A 25,801-nucleotide genomic window follows, 5' to 3' on the forward strand; every position below is an offset into this window, starting at 1 on the left:
CCGCACTTTTATAAAATTGGAGCAACTGCATGGAACACGCTTCCAAGCAGAGGGTGGGGCTTGTGCCCGCACGTTACCTCGACCATCCTGATGTTGGGGTTCTTGAGCTTGGTGTCCTGACGGTCCTGTCCATCCATGCGGACCGCACCGGACTGTCCTGGCCGTCGCAGACGACGATCGCAACCAAGCTCAAGATCAACCGATCGACGGCGAACAGCGTGCTGGCGAAACTCGTTAGCTTGGGGTTGGTTGCAAAGGGCCAGCATCCCAATCCGAAGGTCCGGGTCTGCACCTACCAGCTCGCGGGGCACGAGGTCCTGCTGAACGGCTTTTTGGGCAGCCTGCACCATGCTGTCGACGAGGTGCCAACCACTGTTGCCGACGGCGACACAGAACACCCCGAACATCTCCATCAAGAATCTCTCTCTCTTGGGCGCGCGAGCGCGCCGGAGGGAGGTACCGGGGTTGACCGCGACGGCACTGGGAACCCGGCCGGTGCAACGCCTCCGTCTCCAATCGACGACGGCTGGGCGCCATCGCAAGACGACCTGTCGTTTGCCTCCACAACCCGTCCCGATCTGACCTCGGACGACGTGGCAATCGTCGCCCGGAAGTTCGTCGGCCACTACCGTGGCCAGCCCCTGCCCGACCCCTCGTCCATCTTCCGCTGCTGGATCAGGAAGGAAATCAAGCGCCATGACCGTTCCGCCAATCAAGCTCCCTTCCGCCCCGCGTCCGTCCACGACACCGGCCGGCCAGCGGCGAGGCGAGGTGGTGCCATTCCAGCGGCTGCCGGCCAAGCCCGCTTTGACGCCTGGGCTAGAGCGGCTCTTGCGCGCCGAGCAGGTTTCACTCACGTCAGCTGAACCGGCAAATCCGAAGGACGCAGCCCAGCACCGGATCGAATTTCTCGGGACCGCTGAGAAGGCTTGGCGAGCCAGCCCGGTTCCGGCGGCCGAGCGCGCAGCCGCTGAAGAAGCTATGGCGGCGTTCGACGAATACCTGCGTCCTCAGGATTGGGAGACCAATGCCCGCGCCATGCGCGCCGTTGCCGTGCTGCTTTCCTACTATCGGCAGCCTGACCGGGCTCTGGAGATGGAGGAAGATATCGCCGGGCAGTGGGGCGAGGACATTGAGGAGTATCCCCTGTGGGCCGTGGAGGAAGCGTGCCGCATATGGCGTCGCACCCCTGATAATCGACGCGCGCCCTACCCTGGCGAGATCCGTGCGATGTGCGAACGGCTGGTCGTACAGGCCCGTCAGCAGCGCGACCGGCTGCGTCGCTGTCTGGAGATGCCGTCGCTGATTGCCGCACCAAGGCGTTTGACGACTGCAGAGCGCGCCGCTCTGGATGAGCGCCGGCGGGCCGAGCGCGCCGCAGAGATCGCTCGATTTGACGAGATGAAGGCCCGGCTGGTGGCCGAAGGCAAGTGGCCGGGCAGTGTCGCGACCCCAGCTTCGACACCAGCCCCATCGTCCGACTGCGACACGGAAACAGAGGCTGGTAGTACGCAGCCGGACACCACGGGCAGCTTCCAGCGTCTGTCCGCAGCTATTTCGGCTCCGGTTCGCTCTGCCATTCCCACCGCGGCCGAACCCGCTCCTGCAGGGACCATTCCCGGCCGTCCGACAACGACCAGCAACGCTGACGCGCGGGGTCCAGCAGAGCCTGGCTCAATCGGTGGAGGGATTGCGGCGCGTCGCACGCCGGACAGTAGCCCTGGAGCTCGGGCTTTGCCTCCGCGTGCCTTGGCGGCCGTAGCACTGACAGGTCTGGAACGGTCCGCAGCAGCATCGGCACGGCCCGCCGATAGGCAGCATAGATTTCCGGCACCTTTGCCAAGTCCTTTGCCAGGAGCCATCCCTTGGGGGCAAACATACCAAATGGCGCGTTCACAAAGCTCACCAGCAGCATCTGGTTCTGAAAGCACTTCCAGCAGTTTGATGGGGAGGCAACCGCTGACAGCGATAGGGTGTGCGCGGCGGGCTCGTGCAGATGCACCCGACGGCTCAGCAACAACGTCACGAAGTCGCTGATGGGGGTCTGCCGGCCATCGCCCGGATCAATCCATGGCGCCAGGACGCCGTCGCGCAGCGGAACCAGTTGGAATAGCGGCAGATCACGATGGGGCTCGTAGTCGGGCAGGCTGAAGCCGATCAACCACGCGCCACGCACGCCGTCGGCCGCGTAGGCTGCTTGCCGGCGCTGGATCTCGTCCAAGGCACAGCGAGACATCTGGATCTCGATAGCGCCCCCCCACCCTCGTGTCGGGTGTCGTACCAGGACATCAGCCCGCCAGCGGCCATCAGGTCCGCGTGCTTCCGTCGTCACGGTCAAGCCGAGCCCTTCAGCTGCGCGTGCGGCCAGCGTCTTCGCGACTATATGCTCAGGTGACTCTCGGTGTTCGCAGTTGGTACCGGGAGCGTGACGAAAAAACCTCCAGCCGCGCGAGCTGACCACTGGTACGACAGGGGTGGAGCAGCAGCTCGCCGTCAGGCCCAGGTCCCGATACGTGACTTTCAGCGCATCCCACTCCGCCTCGGTCATGGACCAGGCAGGGAAGCGAGCGCCGTCGGTGGAGAAGGCCAGGAGGGGCATAGCTAGGGAGTCTATGCCGGAAGCAGGGGCGGGGCAAAGGGAAGACTCCGGTGCCGGCGTTCTGCCACTGGCGGAAGTCGACGAGCCACGCCCGCCGATGCTTCGTTGCTTCAGCCTAATCGCAGGCTTGTCCAGGAATAGGGTGGCCGTGCTCATCCACCCATGGTCCGGCGTCGTCCAGCCCGGCCATTATTCCCTTGGGTCCGTGACGCATTTCATCCGCGAACATCCGGGCCTCGTCGGGGGCGGCGTCCGGACCAAGGTTGTATGCAACCAGAAAGAGGCGACCATCATCGTCAAGGCGTACATCGACCCAATCGGGACCGCTCTTGATCCGAACAACGGGTGCCTTGATGTGAAAGGGGGGCGGCAGGATGGGATTGGTCACGTCATATCCTCCTCAGTATGTCAGTCCAGCCAGTGCGCGGCTGATACGAAGAATGTGGCGTTCGCCGTCGCTGTGATCCCCGCGTCTAGGACCACATCGCCATAGCCACCGATCGCTGGGTCAATCGCCATCCGAGCAGCAACTAGCGCTTCGCTATAGGTCGGGAACACGGCGCAAAGGGCTTCAGGTTGGCGGCTGTAGAACATCGCACAGGTTCCCGGATGGCTCTCCGGGATCCGCGACGTGGCGATGTCCCCGCCGATTATCTCGCTTATCCTAGCGACGACGTGCGTCGGCGCAGCGCCTTCGTGCCGGCGGCCAACGAAACCGGCGATGCGGGCGCACGCCACCTCCACCCGGTGGCCGATCCGCAGGTGGGTGAGGGCCAAGCGCTCGCTGGGGCTTAGAAGGGTGCGCCTCATCGGTCTGCCGTTCCTTCCAGTCGAGAGGGCCCCCGATGCGTGCGATACGGGGAGCAGCCACGGCCGTCGCTTGTGTTCGTCTTCATGGTCTGGATGTCGGCAGGGATCACGATCGCCTCGGCTGGAACACGCTCTTGCCAACCGGTGTCGATTCCCGACGCCAGCGGACGCGATCAGAGCGAATTGTTCAACGTACCAAGAGGCGTTGGTAACGCGCGCTTGCGAAAGACAACGCTTTCGGTCGTCTTTCGCGTGCGAGCCTGGAACGACAATGTTCAAGAGCTTGGTCTTGATCATTGCAGGAGGCTTGTTTCGTGACCGCGCGCAGACCGTGCATCAAGACAGAACCATCTCCATTGTCTCACTGAGACGCCAAGTAAAATTTATGTGCGCACAAAATCATCATAGCATCCTTCATGGAACTCACGGGAAATTCCGCTTCCACTCGTTCAAATATTCTTGAAACTCGTACAGAGCGCATATATTGTTGCCTCGTTCGGCGCTGATTGCAGCGCTGTCCCATCGGCCTCCCCACCCGGTGGGTTCACTCAAGAGGTGCATCATGTCTGATTACATGCCAGCGGCCATTACGATCGGTGGCCCGCTCCCTCTTTCTCTTCGCGCGTCTCTTGCTGGTATTATCGCCGAGCAGGGTGTCGGGCTCGAATATGGAGAGGGACCGCTTCTGCAGGAGGAAGTCCTCACTCTGATTGACGAGGCGATCCGTTTGGGCGAGACGCTCCGCCTTTGTGACGATGAAGCGGCGAACGGCGAGTTCCAAACGCTGGAGGCGTTCCTGCGCTCGCACGGCGTTGCCTACAAGCGCACGTCCGACGCCAAGTATGAGGCGGATGGGCAAGCGATCCTATTCGACGGGGCCAAGATCATCGCCCACAAGGCGAACCAGCGCGGCAAGGTGACCGCCGCCTACCGGGACATTGAGCAGGCAATTGCCGAAGGGCGCTTCGAGGCGCTGCTGGCGGAACTTCGGTTGGTCGAGGAAGGTCTGCCGCCGCTTACCGATGCCCCGTCGCCCGCCGCGTCCGATGTCGGCGCCCAGGCGATCTTGCTGGCTGCTTGAGCGGGAGAGAACGATGAAGACGCTGCACGCTCATCACATGACCACGATCGGCCTTATCGCGGGTGACCCGACTTCGGAAGCCACATGTCTTGCCGTCGGCGACGTGTCGGAGGCCATGTTCAAGGAGGGAGGCCATCCCGGCAACCTCTTCGCCTATGTGCCGCAGGGCGGCCATGCCACCGTGATGAAGGCCCTCGGCCTGTCCCCCAGAGCTTTGGCTACGACGTTCGCCCAAGCACCGGCTATGCGGGATCTGCTGTTGTTAATGGAAGGCCGAATCGCTGCCTTTTCGGATCTCTGCGGTGCGGTCCAGTACACGGACACTGCGGCGGTGTGGGAGCTATTGGACGGATTTCGCGACATGATCGGTGCCACGCTGGGCAAGCGCGGGCCGGTGGACGACGAAGCCCGGCGGCATTGCGTGCTGAACGAGCCCGATGCTGCTGTCCAAGTTCAGGCTGACCGTCTGACCGTGACCGTTAAGCGTGCCGATGATGGGGTTTCGGTCTACGTGACCGGACCCGATGGTGGCGACATCACATCCACCTGGGCACTGTTCTCCGATGCAACGGATGGCTTCGAGCGGGAGGCAGCATAATGGCCGAGATCATTGATCTCGGCTGCCTCATCAACGCCGCGCGTGAACATGATCTGCCGTGCGTGGACACCTGCGTGCGGGCCATCGAGTAGCTTTTCCCGGTTGGGCAGTCTGGACGGTGAGCATGTCTTGCCGTCCCTTCCCCTCCCCTCCCCTCCCCTCCCCTGCGCCAGAAGGACGACGCCATGCGTGGCGAGCATCACCACCCGTCCTATCGGGATCGCTTTCGGGCGGCCGACAAGGACATCGAGATCCAGGCCAACCACACGCGTCGGAGCCGGATGCCGCGAGGGCACGAACTGTCCCAACAGATCATGCGTGCGCAGGCCTTCCGCATGGTCGAAGAGGAAGATCGCTCCTGGCACATCATCTATGGCCGCGCGTGCGTTGGCGTGATTCGCGAGAACGCGAACGGGTCCTACTCCTGCGGGATGTTCAACGAGCCTGCGCATCGGTCGCCGAAGAGCGCTCTACGCCGATTGGCCTGCCGGGTCCTGCGTATTGATCCGAACGCCATTCAGGACGACGGCGGAAAGCCCGGACGGTGACGTCTCACGGGGCTGCGAATTCCGACATCATCCGGCCATCCATTCCGATTTGATCCCGGCCACTGATTCCGACATCAAGTCGGCCACCCGTTCCGATCGGCTTCCGGCCACCGGTTCCAATTGGGATCCGGCCACTCCTCTGGTTGTGGAGGGGTAGGGGCTGGGATGACAGCTTGCCCAACAGGTCAGCATCAACCGATGCATCGCTCTTTCCGTCCCAAGCAGGAACGAAGGCACGATGCGAAAGAAGAGGCTGACGATGAGGCAAATCCGAGAACTGCTGAGGCTCAAGCACGACTCCAGGAAGCTGAGCGACCGGGCGATCGCCCTTCAACTCGGTGTCGCGCGCAGCACCATCCAGGACTACATGGCCCGGATCACCGGCGCCGGACTGGACTGGCCCTTGCCTGAGGATCTCACCGACGCCGTGCTGGAGGAGCGTCTGTTCGGGCGCCCCGACACCCAGACCGGGATCCGGCGGCGCGTTGAACCCGATTGGCCGAGTGTCGCCCGCGAACTCAAGCGGCCGGGGGGCCATCTCCTCATGCTCTGGGAGGAGTATCGCCAAGCCCACCCCGACGGCTACGGCTACAGCCGGTTCTGTGACCTGTACCGCGAGTTCGAACGCAAACTGGCGCCGACCATGCGCCAGCATCATGTCGCGGGCGACCGGGTCTTCGTGGATTACTCTGGCAAGACCATTCCCATCATCGACCCGATCTCGGGCGAGGTGCGGACGGCGGAGTTGTTCGTCGCGGTGCTGGGCGCCTCCAACTACACCTACGCCGAGCCGACCTGGAGCCAGAGCCTGCCGGACTGGATCGGCGCGCATGTCCGCATGTTCACCTTCTTCGGCAAGGTGCCCCGGCTCGTGGTGCCCGATAACCTGAAGGCCGGGATCCAGCGCGCCTCCTTCTACGATCCCGAGGCGAACCCGACCTACGCCCGGATGGCCGAGCATTATCGTGTCGGCATTCTCCCGGCACGCCCGCGCAAGCCGCGCGACAAGGCCAAGGTCGAGGGCGGCGTTCGCCTGGCCCAGTCCTACATCCTCGGGCGCCTGCGTAACGTCCCCTTCTTCTCGTTGGCGGAGTGTCAGAAGGCCGTCACCGAGGCCGTGGAGCAGATCAACACCCGCGTCATGCGCAAGCTCGGCGTCACCCGGCGTGACCTCTTCCTTCAAATCGAGCTTCCGGCGATGACGGCGCTGCCCGAGACGCCGTACGAATATGCCGAGTGGAAGCGGGCGCGCGTCAATCTCGACTACCATGTCGAGGTCTGCGGCTTTCTCTACTCGGTGCCTCACGCCCTGATCCGCCAGGAGATCGAAGCCCGCGTCACCGCCAACACGGTGGAGGTGTTCCATGCTGGCCAGCGGGTAGCCGTCCACGTCCGGCGTTTTGGCGGCGCCCGCCACGCCACCCACCCCGATCACATGCCGAGCAACCACCGGTTCTACGCCGGGTGGAGCGAGGCGCGGTTCCGGCGGGATGCCGCCGCCATCGGCCCCAACACCGAGGCGCTGATCCTGGCTGTGCTGGCCAGCCGCCGCCACCCCGAACAGGGCTTCCGCTCCTGCCTGGGCATCCTCAAGCGCCTGCGCGGTGTCGATCCCGTCCGCGCCGAGGCGGCCTGTGCTCGGGCCGTCGAGATCGGCGCGCTGTCCGCCACGAGCCTTGGCTCGATCCTGGACAACAACCTCGACCGCAAGCCTCGGCGCCAAGCCGCCGATGCTCCGCCCCTGCTGCACGCCAACATCCGCGGCGGCGGCTACTTCCATTGAGGACATCAGGCATGCTGAACCATCCCACCCTGGACACCCTCCATGCCCTTGGCCTGCACGGCTGCGTCAAGGGCTTCAAGGCGCTGGAGGCCGACCCGGCCGCCACGGCCCTGTCACATGCGGAGTGGCTGGGTTTGCTGCTCGATCACGAACTCACCCAGCGGCGTCAGAAGCGCTTCGAGGCGCGGGCCAAGCGCGCCAAGCTGCGCCAGGAGGCGGCCGTGGAGGACGTCGTACCGGGCCGGACGCGGCCTCGATCGGGCGCTGTTCCTGAAGCTGACCTCCTGCCAGTGGATCCGCGACCACCGCCATCTGATCCTGTGTGGGCCGACGGGCATCGGCAAAAGCTGGCTGGCCTGCGCGCTTGGGCACAAAGCCTGCCGGGAGGACTTCTCGGTTCTCTACCACCGCGTTCCCCGGCTCTTCGCCGCCCTCGATCTGGCTCGGGGCGATGGGCGCTACGCCAAGCTGCTGGCCAGCTTGGCACGCGCCGACCTGCTGATCCTCGACGACTGGGGGCCGGAGACCCTGACGGCGGATCACCGGCGTGACTTGCTGGAGATCGTGGAGGACCGCCATGGGCGCGGCTCGCTTCTGATCACCAGCCAAATCCCCACGGACCGCTGGCATCAGGTCATCGGGTGCCCCACCTTGGGCGACGCCATATTGGATCGCATCGTTCACGCGGCGTATCGCATCGACCTCACGGGCGAGTCGATGAGGAAAACCCAGCAGCCGAAGGACTTCGACTGATCCCGCAGGCGCCCGGCGCTCGCCCCCACTTCCCACAGGCCCCTCCCAGGGGCGCCGCTGCGTTAGCTGAGGAGGGCACTCCGCGGCGCCCCTGGGCCCCTCCCGTGGAAAGTGGGGACGACCGCTGCGAACGGCACAACCTTGACCAGAAATGTCCCGTCATGGGATGAAGCACGTGACCTGTTGAAGCGACGTCACCCACCTGGCCGACTTCCGATCGGTACAGGTGGCCGGGATCAAATCGGAACAGGTGACCGGATCCAAATCGGAATCCCTGGCCGGATAAATCGGTATCCGCACGGGGCCGACATCGGGCTTTACGCGACACCCTTTCCATCCCCCAACGGGGCGCCAAGGAGCGGCCCCCAACGAGGATACTGTGAGCGCCAATCTCCCCCCATCCCTGCCGTCGAAGTCCGACTTATACCGCCGCGCCTAAGCATTGACACATTGGAGCCACGGGTAACTTGTGAGGGAGCGCAGTCGCTCCGGTGTGGCGGTGAGGGCGTTCCAGGCATCACAGCAGGCCTGGACGACGGCGCCGTAGTCGTCCAGGAGCCGGTGGGACAGAAAGCGCTCGCGCAGGTACAGCCAGACGCGCTCGACCGGGTTCAGTTCGGGGCTATAGGGCGGCAGCGGTACAAGCGTGATGTTGCCCGGCACGACGAGCGCCCGCGCTCCATGCCAGCCGGCCTGGTCGAGCACGAGCACCGCCTGGACGTCCGGTTCCAGGCTGCGGGAGAAGCCATCCAGGAACAGGCTCATGGCGGTGGTGGAGACGGTCGGCATGACCAGCGTGAAGTCGGCGCCGCTGGCCGGGCAGACAGCGGCGTAGAGATAGGCCGAGGTGAAGCGCTTGTCGCACAGCCCGGCCGGACGCTGCCCGCGCTCCCACCAGCGGTGCGCGGTGCGGCCCTTCTGGCCGATGCGCGCTTCGTCCTGGAACCAGAGTTGGAGGCGACGCTCCGGATGCGCAGCGGCCGCGGCCTTCAGCGCTTCGCGCAGCCCCTTTTTTGGAAGGCGGCCTGGGCCTTGGCGTTGGACTGCGGATGGCGGGGCCGCGTCTTCTGCTTCGACAGGTTCAGCCGACGCACGATGCGCGACAGACTGGCCGGATGCAGCGTCTTGGCGAAGCGTTCGGCGATCACCTCGCACAGGATCGGCAGGGTCCATTCCACGCAGCCGTGCCGTCTCGGATCGGGGCCGGCCAGGATGATGGCCTTGAGCGTCGCCTGTTCGCCCTCGCTCAGCCATTCCGGCCGGCCGGGCAGTGGACGATCATAGAGCCCGGCGACGCCTTCGGCGTTGTAACGCACCACCGCATCGCGCAGGGCTTGGCGGTCCATGCCGACCAACCGCGCCGCTTCCGCCCGGCTCACCCCGTCGAGCGCATGGGCGATGGCGAACATCCGGGCCGCCACCCGCCCTTTGTTCTCCCGCCGCGCCAAGGCACGCAATTCGCTCGCGCTCAGGTCTTCCCGGATCGGCAACGCCGCTGGCATTCGCTCCTCCCCATCGCGATGGGGTATCGAATCACGGATTGCCGGCCTTGGGAATCCCTCTCAGTGAGTCAGCGGCTCCGCTCACCGGTATGATTCACCGGAGGGACCACAGCGACGAGGTTCGCCATGGCCGCTCCGGTCCCGCTGCGCAGCGATTACGATGCCGCCGTCCTGCGGCGGCTTGCTCGTTCTTCTCACGATCCCGGCCAAGTCCGCCGGCTCCTCGCCCTGGCAGCGATCTATGACGGAGAACCGTGATCGACCGCGGCGGAAATCGGTGGGGTCAGCTTGCAGACGGTGCGCCACTGGGTGCTGCGCTTCAACGACGCGGGAGCGGCGGGCCTGTTGACCGGCAAGGCACCGGGCCCGCAGCCACGTCTGGCGGAGCATCATCGGGTGGCGCTGCGCCAGATCGTCGAGGAGGGGCCGATCCCGGCGGTGCATGGGGTGGTGCGCTGGCGGATCATCGACCTGTTGCAGTGGCTCTGGGACGAGTTTCGCGTCTCGGTTTCGAAGCAGACGCTGAGCCGAGAGCTGCGCGCCCTGGGTTTTCGCAAGCTGTCGGCCCGTCCCCGCCATCATGCCAAGGATCCCGACGCCGCCGAGGCGTTCAAAAAAACTTCCCCACCCTGCTGGCGCAGGTCGCAGCGCAGGAGGCTGCCGGCAAGCCCATAGAGATCTGGTGGCAGGACGAGGCCCGCATCGGTCAAAAGAACAAGATCACCCGCCGCTGGGCGCGCCGTGGCACCCGGCCGGCAGCGCCGCACGATCAACGCACGCGCTCGGCCTATCTGTTCGGCGCGATCTGCCCGGCCCAGGGCAAGGGGGCGGCTCTGGTGCTGCCCCGCTGCACGAGCGAGGCGATGGCGCTGCATCTGAAGGAGATCGCCCGCGCTGTGGCGCCCGGCGCGCATGCCGTTGTGCTGCTCGACCAGGCAGGTTGGCACACTTCGGCCAAGCTGCCGATCCCCAACAACATCACCCTGCTGCCGTTGCCACCGAAGTCCCCCGAGTTGAACCCTGTGGAGAACATCTGGCAGTTCATGCGCGACAACTGGCTCTCCAACCACGTCTTCGCGTCCTACCAGGACATTCTCGACCACTGCTGCTTTGCCTGGAATGCCCTCGTCGAGCAGCCTTGGACCATCATGTCTATCGGACTGCGCGACTCGGTACATGTCAACGCGAATGAGACAGCTGGGATTTGAGTTCAAGCTCGGGACACTTGTGTGATTGACTGCACCAGCAAGCTGGTCGCCGCGTCCGTCTGCTTGCAGGATGCCGGCGGGCTCAGGTCGCGCAAGGCCCTTCCGTCCCGCCCCTCAGGGCGGGTCCCTCGAGAAGGGCCTTGCCCGCCCCCTCGCACGCCGGCGTGATGGATGGCAGGCCGGGACGGCGGGATGGCCGATCTCCAGCCGAACACCGGGATGACAGGACTGAGCATCAGCTCGCCTTTGGCTCGGCCGGCGGGTTGATCCACACGGCGGCTGGCGGTGCCGGCGCTTCAGGCGGCTTGCGGACGAAACGCTCGGGATGGCGGCGATGCCCCTCATCGAGCACCGCCTGACGCGCGGCGCAGATCGCAGCGGTGTCGCCATAGTGCACCTGGTGCGGGGTCATCAGCGCCAGCCCGGAATGTCGATGTTCGGTGTTGTACCAGCCGAAGAAGGCGCGGCAGAACGCCCGGGCATCCTGGATCGAGCCGAAGCGGTCCGGGAAGGTGTGATGGTACTTGAGCGTCTTGAACTGCGCCTCGGAGAACGGGTTGTCGTTGGATTGCTGTGGCCGGCTGTGGCTGCGTGTCACGCCGAGATCAGCCAGCAGCTCGATCACAGCCTTGGCCTTCATTGCCGCCCCGCGGTCGGCGTGCAGCGTCAGCCGGTCACGGGGGATGCCCTGCTTGCGCACCGTCTGTCGGATCAGCCGCTCGGCCAGTGCCGCGCTTTCCCGGTAGCCCACCGTCCAGCCCACCACGGCGCGGCTGTAGATGTCGAGGATGACGTAGAGGCACAACCAGGTGCCCTTGACCGGGCCCTTCAGCTTGGTGATGTCCCAGCTCCACACCTGGTTGGGGCCGGTGGCGAGCAGTTCGGGCTTGCTGTAGGTCGGGTGCCGGCATTGTTGGCGGCGCTCACGCACTTCATCGTTGGCGGCGAGCAGGCGGTACATGGTGCGCACCGAGCACAGGTACTGCCCTTCATCGAGCAGGGTGGCGTAGACCTGGGCCGGGGCGGCATCGACGAAGCGGTCGCCATGCAGCAGATCAAGCACGCGATCGCGCTCACCGCCGCTCAGCGCGCGTGGTGGAGGGGGCCGACGACTGGGAGGGCGTGGTGGACCGACCCGGCGCTGCCGGTCGCGATAACGATAGAAGCTGGCGCGCGGCACGCCAAGCGCCCGGCAGGCGGTAGAAACATCCACCCCTGGAGCCGCCTGTTCAATGGCATCCATCATGCGTATTTCGGCGAATTCGCCCAGGCGTTTCGGTTGAAAGCGCCCACCGTTTCGGCGAAACCGCCCACCCGAATTGCAAGCTGGTGGGTGCCGGGGCCGAAGCCTGGATTTACGTTATGAAGGTTGTGGGTTTGGTTGCCAAGCACCGGCCTTAGGTGTCAGGGGTTTCGCTGGCGGCATCGGCCTTGGTGCGGCGCATGGAGTCGCCATGCAGGTCGATGCGGTAGGCCCGGTGCACGAGGCGGTCGAGGATGGCGTCGGCGTAGGTGGCATCCCCAATCATCGCAGGTTGCCACAGTTGTTGATCGGCTGGTGACTGAGGTCACGATCGTGGATCGGCGACATTCCCTTTACGGCCAACGCTTTGAAGTCGTAGCGGAACCGTCGCCCCGCGGTCCGGACTGGGTAACTGTCGTTCTCCCCGACGGGCGACACCGACACGTTCGCCGGGCGGCTACCGATCTTGTCTCGGTCTTGGAAGCGGTGGAGCGCATGCCGGCCGATCGGGTTGATGCACGCATCACCGTGCGGACGCTGCTGCCCTTGGCCGAATGCCTGCGGGCGCTGTTGAAGGTTTCGAGAGAGGAGGTCGCCGATGAGTCACATCGCTTCGGCGCCCCGGACCCAAGCCCATCTGCCGCCGAAGCCACCGGCGACACCCACGACGCTGTGGTCGGCACTGCCACCGGACACGCGCCGGACAATCGCCGCGGTGTACGCCAGCATGATGGCTCGGATGCACAGGCCGGATACTCCCAGCGTTCCAAGGGTGCATCATGCTGACCGCGACGCGTCCCCATGAGGATCTGGTCACCACGGCGCATCGTGCCAAGCTGGCCTTCATTTATGTGCGGCAGTCGTCAGTCGGGCAGATCCGCCAGCACCAAGAGAGCACTGAGCTGCAGTACCGGTTGGTCGACCGTGCCCTTCATCTCGGTTGGCCACGGGAGCGGGTCCAGGTCATCGATGAGGATCTCGGCTGTTCCGGCGCAAGCAGCGACGGTCGGCAAGGCTTTCAGAAGCTGATCGCCGAGATCGGCCTTGGTCATGCCGGCCTCGTGCTCAGCCTGGACGCCTCTCGCTTGGCCCGCAACAACCGTGACTGGTACCAGCTCATCGAACTGTGCGGCCTCTTCGGCGTGCTGATCGCCGATGGCGAACGGCTGTTCGACCCGGCCGCCTACCACGACCGGCTGCTGCTGGGCCTGTCCGGCATCATGAGCGAGGCGGAACTGCACCAGATCAAAATCCGGCTCCACCAGGGTGAACGCCAGAAGGCGGAACGTGGGGAGTTGCGCCAGCCGCTGCCAGCCGGATTGGCCGAGGACCGCGGCGGCATGATTGTCCTCAATCCCGACGAGGAGGTTCAGGCGCGCCTGAACCTGGTGTTTCATCTCTTCCGTGATCTGGGAAGCGCCCATGCGGTTATGCGGGCGCTGCAGCGCGCCGGATTGTTGGTGCCAGTACGCCCGTTGCGGGGCCCCGCACCGCACGCGGTGGTGTGGCAGCCAGCAGACAGCAGCCGGGTGCTCAACATCCTGAAGAACCCGTCTTACGCCGGCGCCTACGTTTACGGCCGCCACTTCCAGGACCCGGGCCGTCGTCGGGCCGGAGTGCCGCGCAGTGGAACGGTGACGCGGCCGCCGGACGCATGGCCGGTGTGCCTGTTGGAGGCTCACCCCGGCTACATCGGTTGGGAGGAGTTCATGGCCAACCAGAAACGGCTGTCGGACAACATCAACCGCTACAGCGCTGGACACCGGGGCGTGCCTCGTAAGGGCATGGCTCTGCTGCAAGGGATCGCCGTGTGCGGACGGTGTGGGCGTCGGATGGGTCTGGGATACTCCGGCCCCCACGGCGAGTATCCGGTGTATCGCTGCGGCGCCGACAAACATCAGAGTGGGGCTCCAATGTGTCAGGAAGTCCGCGCCCTGGCGGTCGATGCCGAAATCGAACGTCTTGTGTTGGAAGCGCTCACGCCCGACCGGGTGGCCCTGGCCATCGCTGCGCTGAGCACCCTTGACGAGGAAGCCCGTCTATTGGAGCGGCAATGGGCCCTCCGGCGTGAACGGTCCCGGTACGAGGCGGAGCGTGCTCGTCGACAGTACGACGCAGTCGAACCGGAAAACCGGCTGGTCGCCCGGTCCTTGGAACGGGCCTGGGAGGAGCGGCTGCGCGCCATCGAGCAGGTAGAGACGGAGTACGAGCACTGGTGCCGGGAGCAACCCTTGGCCCTGAGCGATGCCGAACGCACCGAGATCCTGGCGGTCGGGGCGAACCTCTCGGCCGTATGGCACGCGCAGACGACCACGGCTGCGGACCGCAAGCGCATCGTGCGCTTGATCATCCAGGAAGCCATCCTCGACCAGAAACAGGTTCCCGGCCGGGTATTGATCCGCCTCGTGTGGCAAACCGGGGCAGTCAGCGAACATGATCTGCGGCGGACCGTGCACTCCTACGACTGCTATGCCGGGATCGAGGGGTTGGAAGGCCGCGTGCGCGCTTTGAACGCCGCGGGTAAGATGGACGGAGAAATCGCCGAGACCTTGAATGCAGAAGGGTTCCTGTCGAGCCGTGGAACGACGTTCGACCATGGGCTCGTTTTCCTGCTGCGCAAGCGGTGGGGCATCGCGACGGTGAAGATCAACGGAGCTGAGGCCAATCCGGTCCGGTGGCCGGATGGCAGCTACTCAATCCAGGGCGCAGCCAAAGCGCTCGGAGTAACGGCCCAGACGATCTTGAAGTGGCTGAAGTGTGGCCGTCTGTCCGGGCATCAGCTCGCCAAGGGCCTGCCCTGGCAGATTATGCTCGAGGAGGAGCGCATTCCGGAACTCCGTACTCTGGTTCGACGCACCACCCCGTCCAGGAGGAAGGCATTATGAAACAGTTGGGTCGCCGATGAGCCGATGCCAATTGGCCACGGGAACTTGGGTGGCCAGCATGGTTGCGGCCCGGTCGTGGCGGTCGTCGATCACCTCCATCAGGTCCAGACGCTGAGCCGCGGTCAGCTCGGTCATCGCCCAGTCATCCAGGATCAGCAGGTCGAGCCGGGCGATCCGTCGCAGCAGCCGGGCGAGCGAACCGTCCAGGCGGGCGGTGGCCAGATCGTCCAGCAGGCGGGTCAGCCGGGTGTAGAGTACGCTGTGGCCTTCCCGCGCCGCCTGGTTGCCGAGTGCACAGGCCAGCCAGGTCTTGCCGATCCCGGTCGGGCCGGTGATCAGAACCGGCCGGTTCTCCTTCACCCAACGCCCGGTGGCCAGCTCGCGCACAACACCGCGATCGAGCCCACGCGGGGTGCGCAGGTCGAGGTCCTCCAGGCAGGCAGTCTGGCGCAGCCGGGCGCGTTTCAGCCGGCTGGCGAGCGCGGTGTTGGCCCGCTCCGCCGCCTCGCGTTCGATCAAGGTGCCCAACTGCTCGTCGAAAGCCAGTTGACCGCGGTCGGGCAGACGCTCCAACGCCTCCAGCCCCTTGGCCATGCCGTACAGACGCAACTGGCGCAACCGCTCGTGGTTGACGTGCTTCATCATCGTGTCTCCATCAGTGATAGTAGGAAGGGCCGCGCAGATTGGCGTGCTCGCCGGCACCGGCCGTGTCCGCCGCCGTGGCGGGGGGCGCCGCCAACCAGCGCTGGACGTAGCGGTAGGATCCGACATTGGCCTCCAGGGCCGCCTGGCAGGCTTGCTCCAGCCGGTCGGTGCCATGGGTGGCGGCCAGGCGGATCAGGCCGATCCCGGCCCGCACCGCCTGTTCGGGATGATCGGCGCCGGCCAGGATGCGCGCGAACAGCAACGCGGCGGCCGGGCCGATGGCGGCCAAGTCGGCCTGGATGGCGTCGGGGGTGAAGCGGGCGACGGCCCGGTGGTTGGCGGGGCGATGGGCGTCCAGCGTCACGGTGGCGCCATCCTGCCGCCGGACATGGCAGGCCATCCGCTTGCCGCGCAGGAAGACGCTGATGACGCCGGCGGTGCTGTGCACGTCGACCATCTTGCCGATCAGCGTGTGGGGCACCGAGTAGACGCCGCCGTCGAGGGCGAGATGATAGTCGGGCGGCACCTTGTGGCGAGCCCAGGTGCCGGGCACAAAACGTTCCGGCGGCAAGGGGCGCAGGGTCGGCTTCTCCTCGGTGGCGAACAGGCCGGCGCGCGTGTCCTGTGGCCTGCGGCTCAAGGGAGCGGCGTTGAGGGCGGCCAGCTTGTCGCGCAAGGCTGCGTTGGCGGCGTCCAACGTGGCGAAGAGCGTATCGCGCAACGGAGCCAGCACCCGCCGCTCGACCTGCTGCACACCGTTCTCGGCGCTGGGCTTATCGCGTGGGCGCCTCACCCGTGCTGGCAGGACGGCGGTGCGGTAGTGCCGGGCGAGATCGTGATAAGCCGGGTTGATCGCCGGATCGTAGAAGGAGGCGTGGCTGACGCCGACCTTGAGATTATCCGGCACCAGCTTGCCCGGCACGCCGCCCAGATGTTCGAACAGCCGGACGTGGGAGGCCAGCCACTCCTCCGCCTGCTGGGTCCAGGTCGCCTCGGCATAGACGTAGCCCGAATACGGCAGACAGGCGACAAACACCTGGGCCTGCCGCGCCTCGGCGCCGAGCCCGACGCTCAGCGTCATCCCGGCGTAATCGACCTCGATCGCCGCCCCCGGCCGATGCTCCCGGCGCAGACGCGGCTCGGCATGGGCACCCTGCCATGCCCGGAAATGCTGGACGAATTGGGTGTAGCGATAGCCGCCGGGATGGACCTCCAGGTATTCCTCCCACAGCAGCCGCAGCGTTACGCCACGGCGGCTGAGTTCACGGCTGATGTGCCGCCAGTCGGGTACCGGGCGCGCCGACGTGACCGGAGGCGGGAACAGCCGCTCCTCCAACTCGACGTCCGTCCAGCCCAGCACATCCGCGTACCGCAGCCCGGAGGCCCGCAACCGCTCCAGGTAATCGCGCACGGTGCTGCGCGGCAGCCGGCAGGCATCGGCAATCTGCCGTTGGCTGGCGCCAAACTCATCCCGCAGACGAAGGACTTCTCTGATCCGCCGCATGTCCGACCTCGTTCGGGGCATCCCGATCCTCCTTGGCCTGTGCCGTGGAAGAATCATAGGGATGCCAAAGGCTGGTTCGGACCCCGACACCACCACCCCTACGGGTGGGCGAATTCACCGAAACGGCTGGGCGCTTTCACCGTTCTGCCCGGGCGCTTTCCGCCGTTCCTACTGGGTGCTTTCCGCCGAAATATGCACATCACTTGCGCTCGCCGCGGTCCACTGAGGCGGGCAAGGTCTCCAGCAATTGCGCCACTTTTTTTTGAAGTTCAATGACCGCCTCGGCGCGGGAGAGCTGATCACGCAGACGCGCGTTGTCCCGCTCCAGGCGCTCCAGATCGGTCTTGAGCGGATTGGCTGCCGGGGTCTTCGGCCCCGGCTTGGCCGGGGCGAGGCCGCGCAACTGTCCGGCATCGCGTTGGCGGCGCCAACGGGTGACATTCGAGGAATACAGCCCCTCACGGCGCAGGATGGCGCCAATCTCCTTCGGGCGGGCCCAGTCGATTTCCTCCAGCACGCGCAGCTTGTCGGCGACGCTGAAGGTGCGGCGCTGCGGGCGCTCGCTCACCTCCGGGTCGGGAGTGGACACAGGGGTGGAAACAGGGGTGGAAACAGGGGGGGAGTGTCGGTGTGCTCATCAGGTCCTCAACAGCGCCCTCTACCGATCATTTCAGCAGGCGGCTGTCTCACTCGACGTTGGCACAGAGGGCAACTGGATGTTCGCCGGTTCCGATGCTGGCGGGGAGCGCGCCGCGGCGATCTACACCATCGTGGAATCTGCCAAGCTCAACAGCCTCGATCCACAGGCCTACCTACGCCATGTGCTCGGCTGCATCGCGGATCACCCGATCAACCGCATCGCCGATCTCCTGCCTTGGAACATCACCATTCCAGAGCAGGGGTGAGCGGCGCCGGCAACCCATTCACGCCGCAGTCGCCAGACGACGCTTACCCTCCTTCAACCAGTCCAAATCTTGAATCACAACTGCCCGTCCATGGGAATCCCCGATTCAGATGCCCGGCAATCCGCTCTAATCAAAACCGATCGGGCTGTTCGAGCCGCCGTTCGAGCCGCAAAACGTCGAGCGACACTCTTACGCTACGACTGACCGAGCCACATGCAGCAGGACAAGGTAATTGACGTCCGCCGGACATCGAAATTGTCGTTGCACACAAAGGTGTTGCAGGCCATGCGGCCTGCAACACTACTCTGGGCATCATCTCTTCTACTTAAAATCCGAACACGAGCGGCGTGCTCCGTCGGAAACCGACACGGTCCGCTGGGCTCGACGGCGCTACTGAACCGCCTCTCGTATCTGCTGCTCCATATCGGGCGTGACCTGAGCCGGTCGCGCAGGAAGGGGCTGACTCCCGCGCTTGCCATTGTTCCCAATGTCGTCAATGAGCAGCTTCATCTCAGCGATCTCGCGAACCTGTGATTCGATGATTTTATCTGCGAGCTTGCGCACGCGGGGGTCACTGATGCTGGCGTTGCTTGCGTTATTGATGGCGATTGAGTGGTGCGGGATCATCGACTTCATGAAGCTGACATCGCCGATCAGGCCCTGACTGCGGTTCACGTAGAGGAGTACAACTCCGACCAGCACGGCTCCGACCAGTACGGCGATCTTAATGGCCATCCCCCTGTACATTGACCACATGAAGCCCAGCATCACGATAGTCATGACGCACCCCATTACTAGCGAGGAGACCAGCCGGTTTACGCTGAAAAGCGCGTGATCGAGCGAATAAACAAGCTGGTACATCAAAAAGAACATGATGAACGTTGAGGTTGCGATCATTGCCACAAACCGACCCCAACCCATTTTCATCATGTTCCTATGGTGATTTTGCTCGTGCGACATTGCGGTTTCCTCTACCCCATTCTGCCCAATGAGGGGGGAACAAAACCCCAATCATTTTTGTTCCCGCGCAGCTTTTCATTGTCGTGGCGCACCGCTCCACGAACTCTGCCAGAGCGAGCATGAGAGTGGCTGGGTAAGACGGGCTGCGGATCAGGCGTAGGGATCGAAGTAGACGATGTCTTCCATTCGGACCTTGCCCTTGGCAACGCCCAGGCGCTCCGCCGGGGTCAGGCCGTCTTCACCCGTGAAGCACCAGTTGTACCAGACCCGGAAGATGTCGAGGTACTTGCCGACCATCGCCGGATCGTAGGGCGCGTAGCCGTGCCAAACGCGCCGCGCCCGGCGCGTCGGCGAGATCGGGCGCTCCAGAAGCCGCAGGCGGCGCCGGACCAGCATGAAGAAGCGGTCGATGGCGTGAAGCGAGGCCCGATTGAACAGATGGGCCAGGCGGTCCAGAGCGTCGGCGCCGTAGCCGTTCAGGTCGGTGAGCAGCACGACCTTCTTCTCCGGCTCGGCCATCGTCGGGAACGGGTGCTTGATCCACACGCCGTCGAGCCTGCCATGTTCCTCCGGGCTGGCGTCAACGACCGCCTGGATGCGCTCTTGCATCACCGCGACCTTGACGTGTCGCACCTCGGTGGGCGTTGCCAAGGCTGGGTCCAACCCTCTTGCCGTCAGCGCCTCGTCCAAGCGCATCTTGGCCTCCGCCGTGGCGGCGCCCTTCTCGTCCACCGTCCGCTCCTTGGCGATGGCGACGAAGAAGGCATCGACCCAGCGGTCCCGGATGCCGTCGTGGAAGGCGGCGAAGCACGCCTGCTTCATTCCGGCGCCCTGCGCTTGTCCAATTCCGGGGCGTAGGCCTGGATCCAGCGATAGAGCGTCGTGTGATCGACCTGTACACCCAGGTCGGCAAGCATCCCCTCCAGATCGCGATAGCTGATCGGGAACTGCAGATACCAGCGCACCGCCCAAAGGATCACCGCTGCCGTGAACTGCCGCCCCTTGAACGGGCTCTTCGTGCTGCGCATCACCGTTTCGCCTCAACGTCGAAAGGGCTGGGTTTTACCCGATCTCCGCCCGCCGGCAAACTTTGCAACGGAACCCACGCCGATGCGTCGCATATCAGATTGCTTCTGGACTGTACCGAGGTCTGCCAAACGAGTGCCGATTTCATGATCCGCGATTCGTCCTTCCACGCGAAGACTTGTGGGGTCTGCGCGATCATATGCGAGGTTTGCGCCCGAGATTGCAAAGACAGGGGTGACGAGTATCTGCTCACCCGGTTGGCAGCAGCTGAGCCGTTAAGCGACGACGAAGGTTCCTCCGACGAGTTCGCGGATGGCGGTCCAGGCGGACTGGCCTTGGCGGCGCGCGGTTCCAGTCACGGAGCGATAGCCGGCGTGGATGCCTGGCCCCCAGTCGGAGCGGAAGCCGTTGGTGACTTTGCGGAAGATCACCGACGGGCGGATTTCCTGCTCACTGCCGTTGTTAACCGGCATGCTGCTTCCGGCGCCAGCCGGTTCTGGCAATCGGACCGAGGTCGCGGTATCGATGGTCCACCGGGATAGGGGCGCCGGGAGCATGAAACGGCGGCAGGCCGTCCCGACCATGAGCTGTGAGCTCGCGTTGTTACATGGCCGCCCCCTACGACTTGCCCGGTTGCGCTGCGAGCGCGGATCCGTAGATGTCGTGCAAGCCCGCCAGCTCCCGAACCAGCACCGTAAGGAGGGAGCATGCGCATTATCGGAATGGATATTCACCGCTCCTTCGCCCAGGTCGCCTTCCTGGTGGACGGCCAAGTGACGAAGGAAACCAGGGTCGATCTCGCCCATGACCGCTTTCTGAAATTTGCCAGGACCCTTGAGAAGACGGACGAGGTGGTCATCGAGGCGACCGGCAACAGCATGGCCGTGGAGCGTGTCCTGCGGCCCTTCGTCAAGCGGGTTGCGGTGGCCAATCCCCGGCTCGTGCGGGCCATCGCCTTTGCCCGCGTGAAGACTGATAAGATCGACGCGGCGATCCTGGCGCGCCTTCATGCGGCGGGCTTCCTACCGGAAGTTTGGGTTCCCGACGATGAAACGATCCGCCGTCGGCGGACGGTCACGGAGCGGATGGGAATTGTCGAGCACATGGTGCGGACGAAGAGCCGCATCCATGCCATCCTGCACGGGAACTTGATCCCGAAATACGAAGGCCGCCTGTTCACCAAGGCGGGCCGGACCTGGCTGGCCGGCCTGCCGCTGTCGCCTGAGGAGCAGGCCCTGGTCTCCCGGCTGGTGGCGGAGCTGGAACGGGTGAGCGCGCAACTGGCCGAACTCGACAAGGGGATCGCCCAGCAGGCGCTGGACGATCCGCAGGCGCGCCGGTTGATGACCATCCCGGGGGTGGGCACCGTGGTGGCCCTGACCGTTCTGGCGTCGATCGGGACGATCGCTCGCTTTCCGACCCCCGAGAAGCTTAGCAGCTACTTCGGCCTGACCCCAACCACCCACCAGTCCGGCGACCATCCGGCCCGCCACGGGCATATCTCGCGACAGGGCAATGCCGCGGCCCGCGCGATGCTGGTTGAGGCCGCGTGGTCGGCGAAGATGGCGCCGGGGCCGCTGCGGGCCTTCTTCAACCGAGTGCAGAAGAAGGCTGGAGCTGGTGCGGCCGCAGTGGCCACCGCCCGCAAACTGACGTTTCTCATCTGGCATGTGCTGACCGAGGAGAAGGACTACGCCTACGCCCGCCCGGCGTTCACGGCCATGAAGCTGCGCAAGGCTGCCCTGAAGGCCGGCGCCCCGCGGGAATACGGCAAAGCCGGGCCCAGCCGGGACTACTGGATCAAGGAAATCCGGCAGCGCGAGGCGGAGTATGTCGAGCGTGCCGAACGCGCCTATGAACGGATGGTGGACGCCTGGACGGACCGACCATCGGGGCGTGCCGGATGACGCCCCCGGCGTCAAGGCGGCCGCTCCGCGGCCCCGCGCTGACGCGCGGCTGCGGCCTTGACCCCGGTTTCGTCATCCGGCGTCTGGCCAGCATGCGGTCGACGCCATGCGCCGACCGCATCGGTCGGCACGACGATTCGCACTTCTCAACATCATCCGTGGTCGGCGGCACGCGGCGGTCGGCGAGGAAGGCGAAGAACTTGCCACGCCACGCCTTGATCTGGCGCTGTAGCTCGCGACCGGCCGGATGGGCGGCGGGGACACCGAGCAGAACGTCGAGGCCGCGCTCGGCCTTGGCAGCGTAGGCGGCCAGCGTGCTCTCCTTCAGGTCCGGTCTTCGTTTGCCAACCCGAATGGCCCAGCGCAGGTGATCGCGGATCTTCGGCGCCACCACGCTGTCGCCGCAGTCGATGGCGTACTGCACGTCGCGCAGCACGTGGGCCAGACAGACCTGATGGACCCGCCCGAGTTCCTGCTGTCCGGCGTAACGGTCCGAGATCCACACTTCAGGCCGATGCTCGCCCAGCACCGCGGCGGCCACCGCCCGGCCGCGGCTGGGGGCGATGGTGTGCAACACGGCCGCATCGGAATGGAAGACCCACTGCCACTGCGTCACGCCGTTCACCCGTGTCGTGGTCTCGTCCGAGGCGATGATGGAAGCCGTCAGGAGCTTGGCCTTGATCGCCGCGCAGGCCGTGTCGAACGCCGGGCCCATGCGGTGGAACGCGTTGGCGATGGCACCCTCGGAGATGCTCAACCCGAACAGTTCCTTCAGCATCCGCGCTAAGCGCTCGAAGCCGACATGATGGCTATGGTGCAGATAGGCCAGCAGGGAGCGGATGCCGGGCCCGAACGGCGTGCCCGGCAGCATGGCGGCGGGCGGCTCGGCCCGGTAGCGCCGCCCGCACTGCCCACAGCGGCCGCCGAACAACTCGACCCGCGTCACCACCGGACGAACCTCGGGCAGATCGATGTGATCGTAGCGGTGCCGGCACCGCTGCGCCGCCGGTGACAGCGCCGTTTGGCAATGCGGGCAGTTCTCGGCCAAGCAGCGCTCCGTACGATCGGGATCGGACGCGAGCGGCCGGGCGACACCGGGACGCGACGGCCGCGCTTTGCGGTGCCGCTTCGTCTTGCGGGCCTTGCCCCCGGGGCCGTCCTGCGAGGGCGGGATGTGGGAATTCGCCGAGGTCTTCTTCGGCTTGCCGACCAACGCTTCCAGTTCGGCAATCCGCGCCGCCATGCGCTCGATCAGCGCCGCCTGCTCGGCCAGCAGGGCGTCCTTCTCGGCCTCACTCAGGCGATAGCGCGGCGGAACCGTCATCCCGCCTTTGACTCACGTCCGGCCCACCAAACGCAACACCGGATCGCCAACCACCCCCAATGCGCGCAGCGCCCGGGCAAAAGCCCAGGCTCAGCCAGCCCCGTGAGTAGTTACGGTGACGACGCCCAGATGAAGCGGTGCGCCGAGGCCTGTCGCAGGTGCGCGGAGTCCTGCCGCCAGATGGCGGCCTGACTGGGTACGGCCGCCGAGCCCTGATCGGACAATTCCGGGTCGGTGCTCGCCTCACCGGTGGTTACGAGCAGTACCGATCCAGGTCAGACTCTGAACCTCCAAGTCCTTTACCCTCGGTCGCCCTCAAGCGCCGTGAGTTGGATATTGACCTTCCAGCGATAGGAAGCCGGAGACTGGGGGTATTCGCTAGCCAGGAGGACACCATGCTGAGGTTCAAAGTCGATGGAATGACCTGCGGTCACTGCGCCTTGAACCGCGCCGGGTTTGTCGGAGGCCATTTGCGTTGAGTCACGCCGCCATGGCGACGTCCTCAGTTTGGGCATAATAGCGCGCTTCGGCCTCTGCGGGAGGAATGTTGCCGATGGGCTCGAGCAGGCGTCGGTTGTTGAACCAGTCGACCCACTCCAGGGTGGCGAACTCGACAGCCTCCAGAGAGCGCCACGGCCCACGGCGCCGGATCACCTCGGTCTTGTAGAGACCGTTGATGGTCTCGGCCAACGCGTTATCGTAGGAATCGCCAACGCTGCCCACGGAAGGCTCGACCCCAGCTTCGGTGAGACGCTCGGTGTAGCGAATCGCAACGTATTGCGATCCCCTGTCGGAGTGATGGATGAGGCCGCTGCCATTGGCGGGCCGGCGGTCGTGGAGTGCCTGTTCGAGCGCATCCAGAACGAAGCCTGCATGGGCTGTGCTGGACACCCGCCAGCCCACGATCCGGCGCGCGAAGGCGTCGATGACGAAGGCCACGTAGACGAAGCCCTGCCATTTCGATAGTGGAGTAGGAAGCGCTGAAGCGCTTCCCCTCCCCGAACCGTACGTGCAGTAGAGTAGGGCGTCGGCGAGTTGCCATCCGGTACTTTTCCGGCGCCCTCTCTCCAAACCGGACGTGAGTCTTTCGGTCTCATCCGGCTTTCCAGTGCCTCGTCCTCTCATGCCATCCAGAGCGATCTCGGTGAATATCCTGGTGGCGGCGACAGGACGCCGCCTTGCGGAACCCCTTCGCTCGACGCCACGAACAGGCCACGATCAACGTGACCTGCTTTCAGGAGCCGCCAGAGCAGATCCATGAACCGATCATCCCGTATCCGCCGCCGGACGCACCGAACCAGCAGCCGGTGGTGAACCGTGTCGAAGTAGCTCGCCAGATCGCCTTCGACGACCCAGCGGCCCCTTGTTCCGGCCTCACCATCCTGCAACTGGAGCTTTACGGTCCGGACAGCGTGATGCACGCTGCGTTCGGGTCTGAAGCCGTAGGAGAGGCGATGGAAGTCGCTTTCCCAAATCGGCTCCATGGCCATCAGCATCGCACGCTGGACGATGCGGTCTCTCAGGGTCGGGATACCCAGTGGTCGTTTCTTGCCGTTGGCTTTGGGGATATAGATGCGCTTGACCGGCTGCGGGCGGTAGTTCCCCGTCAGCAAGTCCGTCCGCAGGCTGGCCAGATGTTCCGCCAACTCAGCCTGCATCCGCCGCTTGTCCATTCCGTCGATGCCCGGTGTCTTGGCGCCACTCGACGCCAGGACGATCCGGGCAGCTTCGGCAAGCCATTCCCGGCCATGATCGTGCCCCTGGGCGTGGTGTCTGAGGGGGTGTAGGTGCTCTTCGGCGGGTCGAGGCCGCCGGTCTACTCCGCTGCGATCGACAGCGGGTCAGTGGCTGAAGGGTGGCACAGCTCGTTCAGGCTTTCCATGGTCATGTAGCGCCGGCACACCGCCCACTCATCGTGCTGCTCCAGCAGCAAAGCGCCGATCAGCCTTCGAACCGCCCCTTCCCCTGGAAAGATGCCAACGACATTGGTGCGCCGCTTGATCTCGCCGTTCAGGCGTTCCAGAGGGTTCGTGCTGTGCAGCTTGGTGCGCAGGTCCTTGGGAAAGGCCATGTAGGCCAGAACGTCGAACTCCGCCTCGTCCATCAGCGCCGCCAGCTTGGAGAACCGCGGCCGCAGACTGTCGGCAACCCGGCGCCACTGCTCGTGCGCCGCCTCGGCGGTCTCCTGGGCAAATGCGGTGCGGATGGTGGCGGCGACCATCGTCTGGTGCGCCTTGCCCACGCAGGACAACAGGTTCCGCATGCAATGCACGATCCGAACGCAATCGACAAAATCCGCTTCAGCGTCTCCGTGGCGTTTGCCTGGCCAAGTCTCGCCAAGCCGCGGCGTGCACGCTCTTGACCAATGGGTAAGGCTGTTGGAGGAACACCACAACCGAGGTGCTGTCCCATGCCGCGCCGCTGCCGGTCTGCCGGCCCATCCGTCTGGACGATTCACTCCGTCTTTGTCCAGCCTCGGGATGGACCCGACCGGTTGGCTGATGCCTATCGCCGGCTCCT

16 protein-coding genes and 12 pseudogenes are annotated in these 25,801 nt (G+C 65.2%); 11 read left to right on the forward strand and 17 right to left on the reverse strand.

What is annotated here, in order from left to right; genetic code table 11:
- Positions 1–29: 29 nt before the first annotated feature.
- Complete coding sequence (locus J2Y49_RS27305; protein ID WP_149226206.1) at positions 30–866, forward strand: helix-turn-helix domain-containing protein; 837 nt, start codon at positions 30–32, stop codon at positions 864–866.
- 686 nt (positions 867–1,552) lie between these two features.
- Here the strand turns inward: J2Y49_RS27305 and J2Y49_RS27310 are convergent.
- Genes J2Y49_RS27310 through J2Y49_RS27320 form a run of 3 tightly spaced genes read right to left on the reverse strand, consistent with a single transcriptional unit; the run spans position 1,553 to position 3,409 of the window.
- Complete coding sequence (locus J2Y49_RS27310; protein WP_149226204.1) at positions 1,553–2,755, reverse strand: competence protein CoiA family protein; 1,203 nt, start codon at positions 2,753–2,755, stop codon at positions 1,553–1,555.
- The gene (locus tag J2Y49_RS27315; RefSeq protein WP_149226202.1) at positions 2,715–2,987 is read right to left on the reverse strand and encodes a hypothetical protein; all 273 of its coding nucleotides are present in this window, start codon (positions 2,985–2,987) and stop codon (positions 2,715–2,717) included. Before J2Y49_RS27315 ends, J2Y49_RS27310 begins: the two co-directional genes overlap by 41 nt.
- A gap of 20 nt (positions 2,988–3,007) precedes the next feature.
- The gene (locus J2Y49_RS27320) at positions 3,008–3,409 is read right to left on the reverse strand and encodes a hypothetical protein (RefSeq protein WP_149226200.1); all 402 of its coding nucleotides are present in this window, start codon (positions 3,407–3,409) and stop codon (positions 3,008–3,010) included.
- Between the two features lie 562 nt (positions 3,410–3,971).
- Between J2Y49_RS27320 and J2Y49_RS27325 the strand changes: the two genes are divergently transcribed.
- The 5 genes and pseudogenes from J2Y49_RS27325 to istB (J2Y49_RS27345) all read left to right on the forward strand — a co-directional run bounded on the left by J2Y49_RS27325 (position 3,972) and on the right by istB (J2Y49_RS27345) (position 8,172).
- The gene (locus tag J2Y49_RS27325) at positions 3,972–4,490 is read left to right on the forward strand and encodes a hypothetical protein (RefSeq protein WP_149226198.1); all 519 of its coding nucleotides are present in this window, start codon (positions 3,972–3,974) and stop codon (positions 4,488–4,490) included.
- A gap of 13 nt (positions 4,491–4,503) precedes the next feature.
- Positions 4,504–5,088 carry a hypothetical protein gene (locus J2Y49_RS27330; RefSeq protein WP_149226196.1) on the forward strand — a complete coding sequence of 195 codons (585 nt, stop codon included), beginning with the start codon at positions 4,504–4,506 and terminating at the stop codon, positions 5,086–5,088.
- A 185-nt stretch (positions 5,089–5,273) separates the two neighbouring features.
- Positions 5,274–5,636, forward strand: a complete 363-nt coding sequence (locus J2Y49_RS27335) for a hypothetical protein (protein ID WP_149226194.1) — start codon at positions 5,274–5,276, stop codon at positions 5,634–5,636.
- A gap of 259 nt (positions 5,637–5,895) precedes the next feature.
- Complete coding sequence (istA, locus tag J2Y49_RS27340) at positions 5,896–7,419, forward strand: IS21 family transposase (RefSeq protein WP_149226192.1); 1,524 nt, start codon at positions 5,896–5,898, stop codon at positions 7,417–7,419.
- 11 nt (positions 7,420–7,430) lie between these two features.
- Positions 7,431–8,172, forward strand: a pseudogene (istB, locus tag J2Y49_RS27345) (IS21-like element helper ATPase IstB).
- Positions 8,173–8,607: 435 nt separating this feature from the next.
- On the opposite strand, the gene J2Y49_RS27350 reads toward istB (J2Y49_RS27345), so the two are convergent.
- Positions 8,608–9,674 (reverse strand): IS630 family transposase gene (locus tag J2Y49_RS27350; protein ID WP_310118560.1). Its coding sequence is split into 2 segments (ribosomal slippage): positions 8,608–9,186 and positions 9,189–9,674, totalling 1,065 coding nucleotides; the frame shifts between segments, so codons are not numbered across the junction.
- A 126-nt stretch (positions 9,675–9,800) separates the two neighbouring features.
- Here J2Y49_RS27350 and J2Y49_RS27355 point away from each other — a divergent pair.
- Positions 9,801–10,882 (forward strand): annotated as a pseudogene (locus tag J2Y49_RS27355) (IS630 family transposase).
- 235 nt (positions 10,883–11,117) lie between these two features.
- Here J2Y49_RS27355 and J2Y49_RS27360 read toward each other — a convergent pair.
- Together J2Y49_RS27360 and J2Y49_RS27365 are read right to left on the reverse strand one after the other, a co-directional pair.
- A pseudogene (locus tag J2Y49_RS27360) lies at positions 11,118–12,128 on the reverse strand (IS3 family transposase); the annotation flags it as partial.
- Positions 12,129–12,279: 151 nt separating this feature from the next.
- Positions 12,280–12,411 (reverse strand): annotated as a pseudogene (locus J2Y49_RS27365) (ATP-binding protein); the annotation flags it as partial.
- A gap of 209 nt (positions 12,412–12,620) precedes the next feature.
- Between J2Y49_RS27365 and J2Y49_RS27370 the strand changes: the two are divergent.
- Positions 12,621–12,911: a hypothetical protein gene (locus tag J2Y49_RS27370; RefSeq protein WP_149226182.1), complete on the forward strand. Its 291-nt coding sequence runs from the start codon at positions 12,621–12,623 to the stop codon at positions 12,909–12,911.
- Positions 12,905–15,010 (forward strand): recombinase family protein, encoded by a 2,106-nt coding sequence (locus J2Y49_RS27375; protein WP_149226180.1) that lies wholly within the window; start codon positions 12,905–12,907, stop codon positions 15,008–15,010. The genes J2Y49_RS27370 and J2Y49_RS27375 overlap by 7 nt, the downstream gene beginning before the upstream one ends.
- Positions 15,011–15,013: 3 nt before the next feature.
- Here the strand turns inward: J2Y49_RS27375 and istB (J2Y49_RS27380) are convergent.
- The 3 genes and pseudogenes from istB (J2Y49_RS27380) to J2Y49_RS27390 form a co-directional block, all read right to left on the reverse strand.
- A pseudogene (gene istB, locus J2Y49_RS27380) lies at positions 15,014–15,655 on the reverse strand (IS21-like element ISAzs2 family helper ATPase IstB); the annotation flags it as partial.
- A gap of 10 nt (positions 15,656–15,665) precedes the next feature.
- On the reverse strand, positions 15,666–17,180 hold the full coding sequence (gene istA, locus J2Y49_RS27385; protein ID WP_149226178.1) for an IS21 family transposase: 1,515 nt from the start codon (positions 17,178–17,180) through the stop codon (positions 15,666–15,668).
- Positions 17,181–17,358: 178 nt separating this feature from the next.
- Positions 17,359–17,727, reverse strand: a complete 369-nt coding sequence (locus tag J2Y49_RS27390) for a hypothetical protein (protein WP_149226176.1) — start codon at positions 17,725–17,727, stop codon at positions 17,359–17,361.
- Positions 17,728–17,869: 142 nt separating this feature from the next.
- Between J2Y49_RS27390 and J2Y49_RS27395 the strand changes: the two are divergent.
- A pseudogene (locus J2Y49_RS27395) lies at positions 17,870–18,064 on the forward strand (transposase domain-containing protein); the annotation flags it as partial.
- A gap of 390 nt (positions 18,065–18,454) precedes the next feature.
- On the opposite strand, the gene J2Y49_RS27400 reads toward J2Y49_RS27395, so the two are convergent.
- The 4 genes and pseudogenes from J2Y49_RS27400 to J2Y49_RS27415 form a co-directional block, all read right to left on the reverse strand.
- Positions 18,455–19,024 carry a DUF305 domain-containing protein gene (locus tag J2Y49_RS27400; protein ID WP_149226174.1) on the reverse strand — a complete coding sequence of 190 codons (570 nt, stop codon included), beginning with the start codon at positions 19,022–19,024 and terminating at the stop codon, positions 18,455–18,457.
- A gap of 150 nt (positions 19,025–19,174) precedes the next feature.
- Complete coding sequence (locus J2Y49_RS27405; protein ID WP_149226172.1) at positions 19,175–19,846, reverse strand: hypothetical protein; 672 nt, start codon at positions 19,844–19,846, stop codon at positions 19,175–19,177.
- A gap of 11 nt (positions 19,847–19,857) precedes the next feature.
- Positions 19,858–20,052: pseudogene (locus tag J2Y49_RS27410) on the reverse strand (IS6 family transposase); the annotation flags it as partial.
- 273 nt (positions 20,053–20,325) lie between these two features.
- A pseudogene (locus J2Y49_RS27415) lies at positions 20,326–20,520 on the reverse strand (IS66 family transposase); the annotation flags it as partial.
- A gap of 252 nt (positions 20,521–20,772) precedes the next feature.
- On the opposite strand from J2Y49_RS27415, the gene J2Y49_RS27420 reads away from it, so the two are divergent.
- Entirely contained in the window at positions 20,773–21,957 is a 1,185-nt protein-coding gene (locus J2Y49_RS27420; protein ID WP_149226325.1) for an IS110 family transposase, read from the forward strand.
- 142 nt (positions 21,958–22,099) lie between these two features.
- On the opposite strand, the pseudogene tnpC reads toward J2Y49_RS27420, so the two are convergent.
- The 4 pseudogenes from tnpC to J2Y49_RS27440 all read right to left on the reverse strand — a co-directional run.
- Positions 22,100–23,281, reverse strand: a pseudogene (gene tnpC / locus J2Y49_RS27425) (IS66 family transposase); the annotation flags it as partial.
- Between the two features lie 480 nt (positions 23,282–23,761).
- Positions 23,762–24,253 (reverse strand): annotated as a pseudogene (locus J2Y49_RS27430) (IS3 family transposase); the annotation flags it as partial.
- Positions 24,254–24,441: 188 nt separating this feature from the next.
- Positions 24,442–25,023, reverse strand: a pseudogene (locus tag J2Y49_RS27435) (reverse transcriptase domain-containing protein); the annotation flags it as partial.
- A 74-nt stretch (positions 25,024–25,097) separates the two neighbouring features.
- Positions 25,098–25,553 (reverse strand): annotated as a pseudogene (locus J2Y49_RS27440) (transposase); the annotation flags it as partial.
- Positions 25,554–25,801 lie beyond the last annotated feature (248 nt).

Origin of the sequence: Azospirillum sp. BE72 (genome assembly GCF_031455875.1) — a bacterium.
In the GTDB taxonomy this organism is placed as follows: Bacteria; Pseudomonadota; Alphaproteobacteria; order Azospirillales; family Azospirillaceae; genus Azospirillum.

Coding starts and splice junctions, on each gene's coding strand:
- J2Y49_RS27370 (WP_149226182.1), top strand. CDS start 12,621: ATGCCGGCCGATCGGGTTGATGCACGCATCACCGTGCGGACGCTGCTG.
- J2Y49_RS27405 (WP_149226172.1), bottom strand. CDS start 19,846: ATGAAGCAGGCGTGCTTCGCCGCCTTCCACGACGGCATCCGGGACCGC.
- J2Y49_RS27325 (WP_149226198.1), top strand. CDS start 3,972: ATGTCTGATTACATGCCAGCGGCCATTACGATCGGTGGCCCGCTCCCT.
- istA (WP_149226192.1), top strand. CDS start 5,896: ATGAGGCAAATCCGAGAACTGCTGAGGCTCAAGCACGACTCCAGGAAG.
- J2Y49_RS27375 (WP_149226180.1), top strand. CDS start 12,905: ATGCTGACCGCGACGCGTCCCCATGAGGATCTGGTCACCACGGCGCAT.
- J2Y49_RS27310 (WP_149226204.1), bottom strand. CDS start 2,755: ATGAGCACGGCCACCCTATTCCTGGACAAGCCTGCGATTAGGCTGAAG.
- J2Y49_RS27335 (WP_149226194.1), top strand. CDS start 5,274: ATGCGTGGCGAGCATCACCACCCGTCCTATCGGGATCGCTTTCGGGCG.
- J2Y49_RS27320 (WP_149226200.1), bottom strand. CDS start 3,409: ATGAGGCGCACCCTTCTAAGCCCCAGCGAGCGCTTGGCCCTCACCCAC.
- J2Y49_RS27420 (WP_149226325.1), top strand. CDS start 20,773: ATGGATATTCACCGCTCCTTCGCCCAGGTCGCCTTCCTGGTGGACGGC.
- J2Y49_RS27400 (WP_149226174.1), bottom strand. CDS start 19,024: ATGTCGCACGAGCAAAATCACCATAGGAACATGATGAAAATGGGTTGG.
- J2Y49_RS27305 (WP_149226206.1), top strand. CDS start 30: ATGGAACACGCTTCCAAGCAGAGGGTGGGGCTTGTGCCCGCACGTTAC.
- istA (WP_149226178.1), bottom strand. CDS start 17,180: ATGCCCCGAACGAGGTCGGACATGCGGCGGATCAGAGAAGTCCTTCGT.
- J2Y49_RS27330 (WP_149226196.1), top strand. CDS start 4,504: ATGAAGACGCTGCACGCTCATCACATGACCACGATCGGCCTTATCGCG.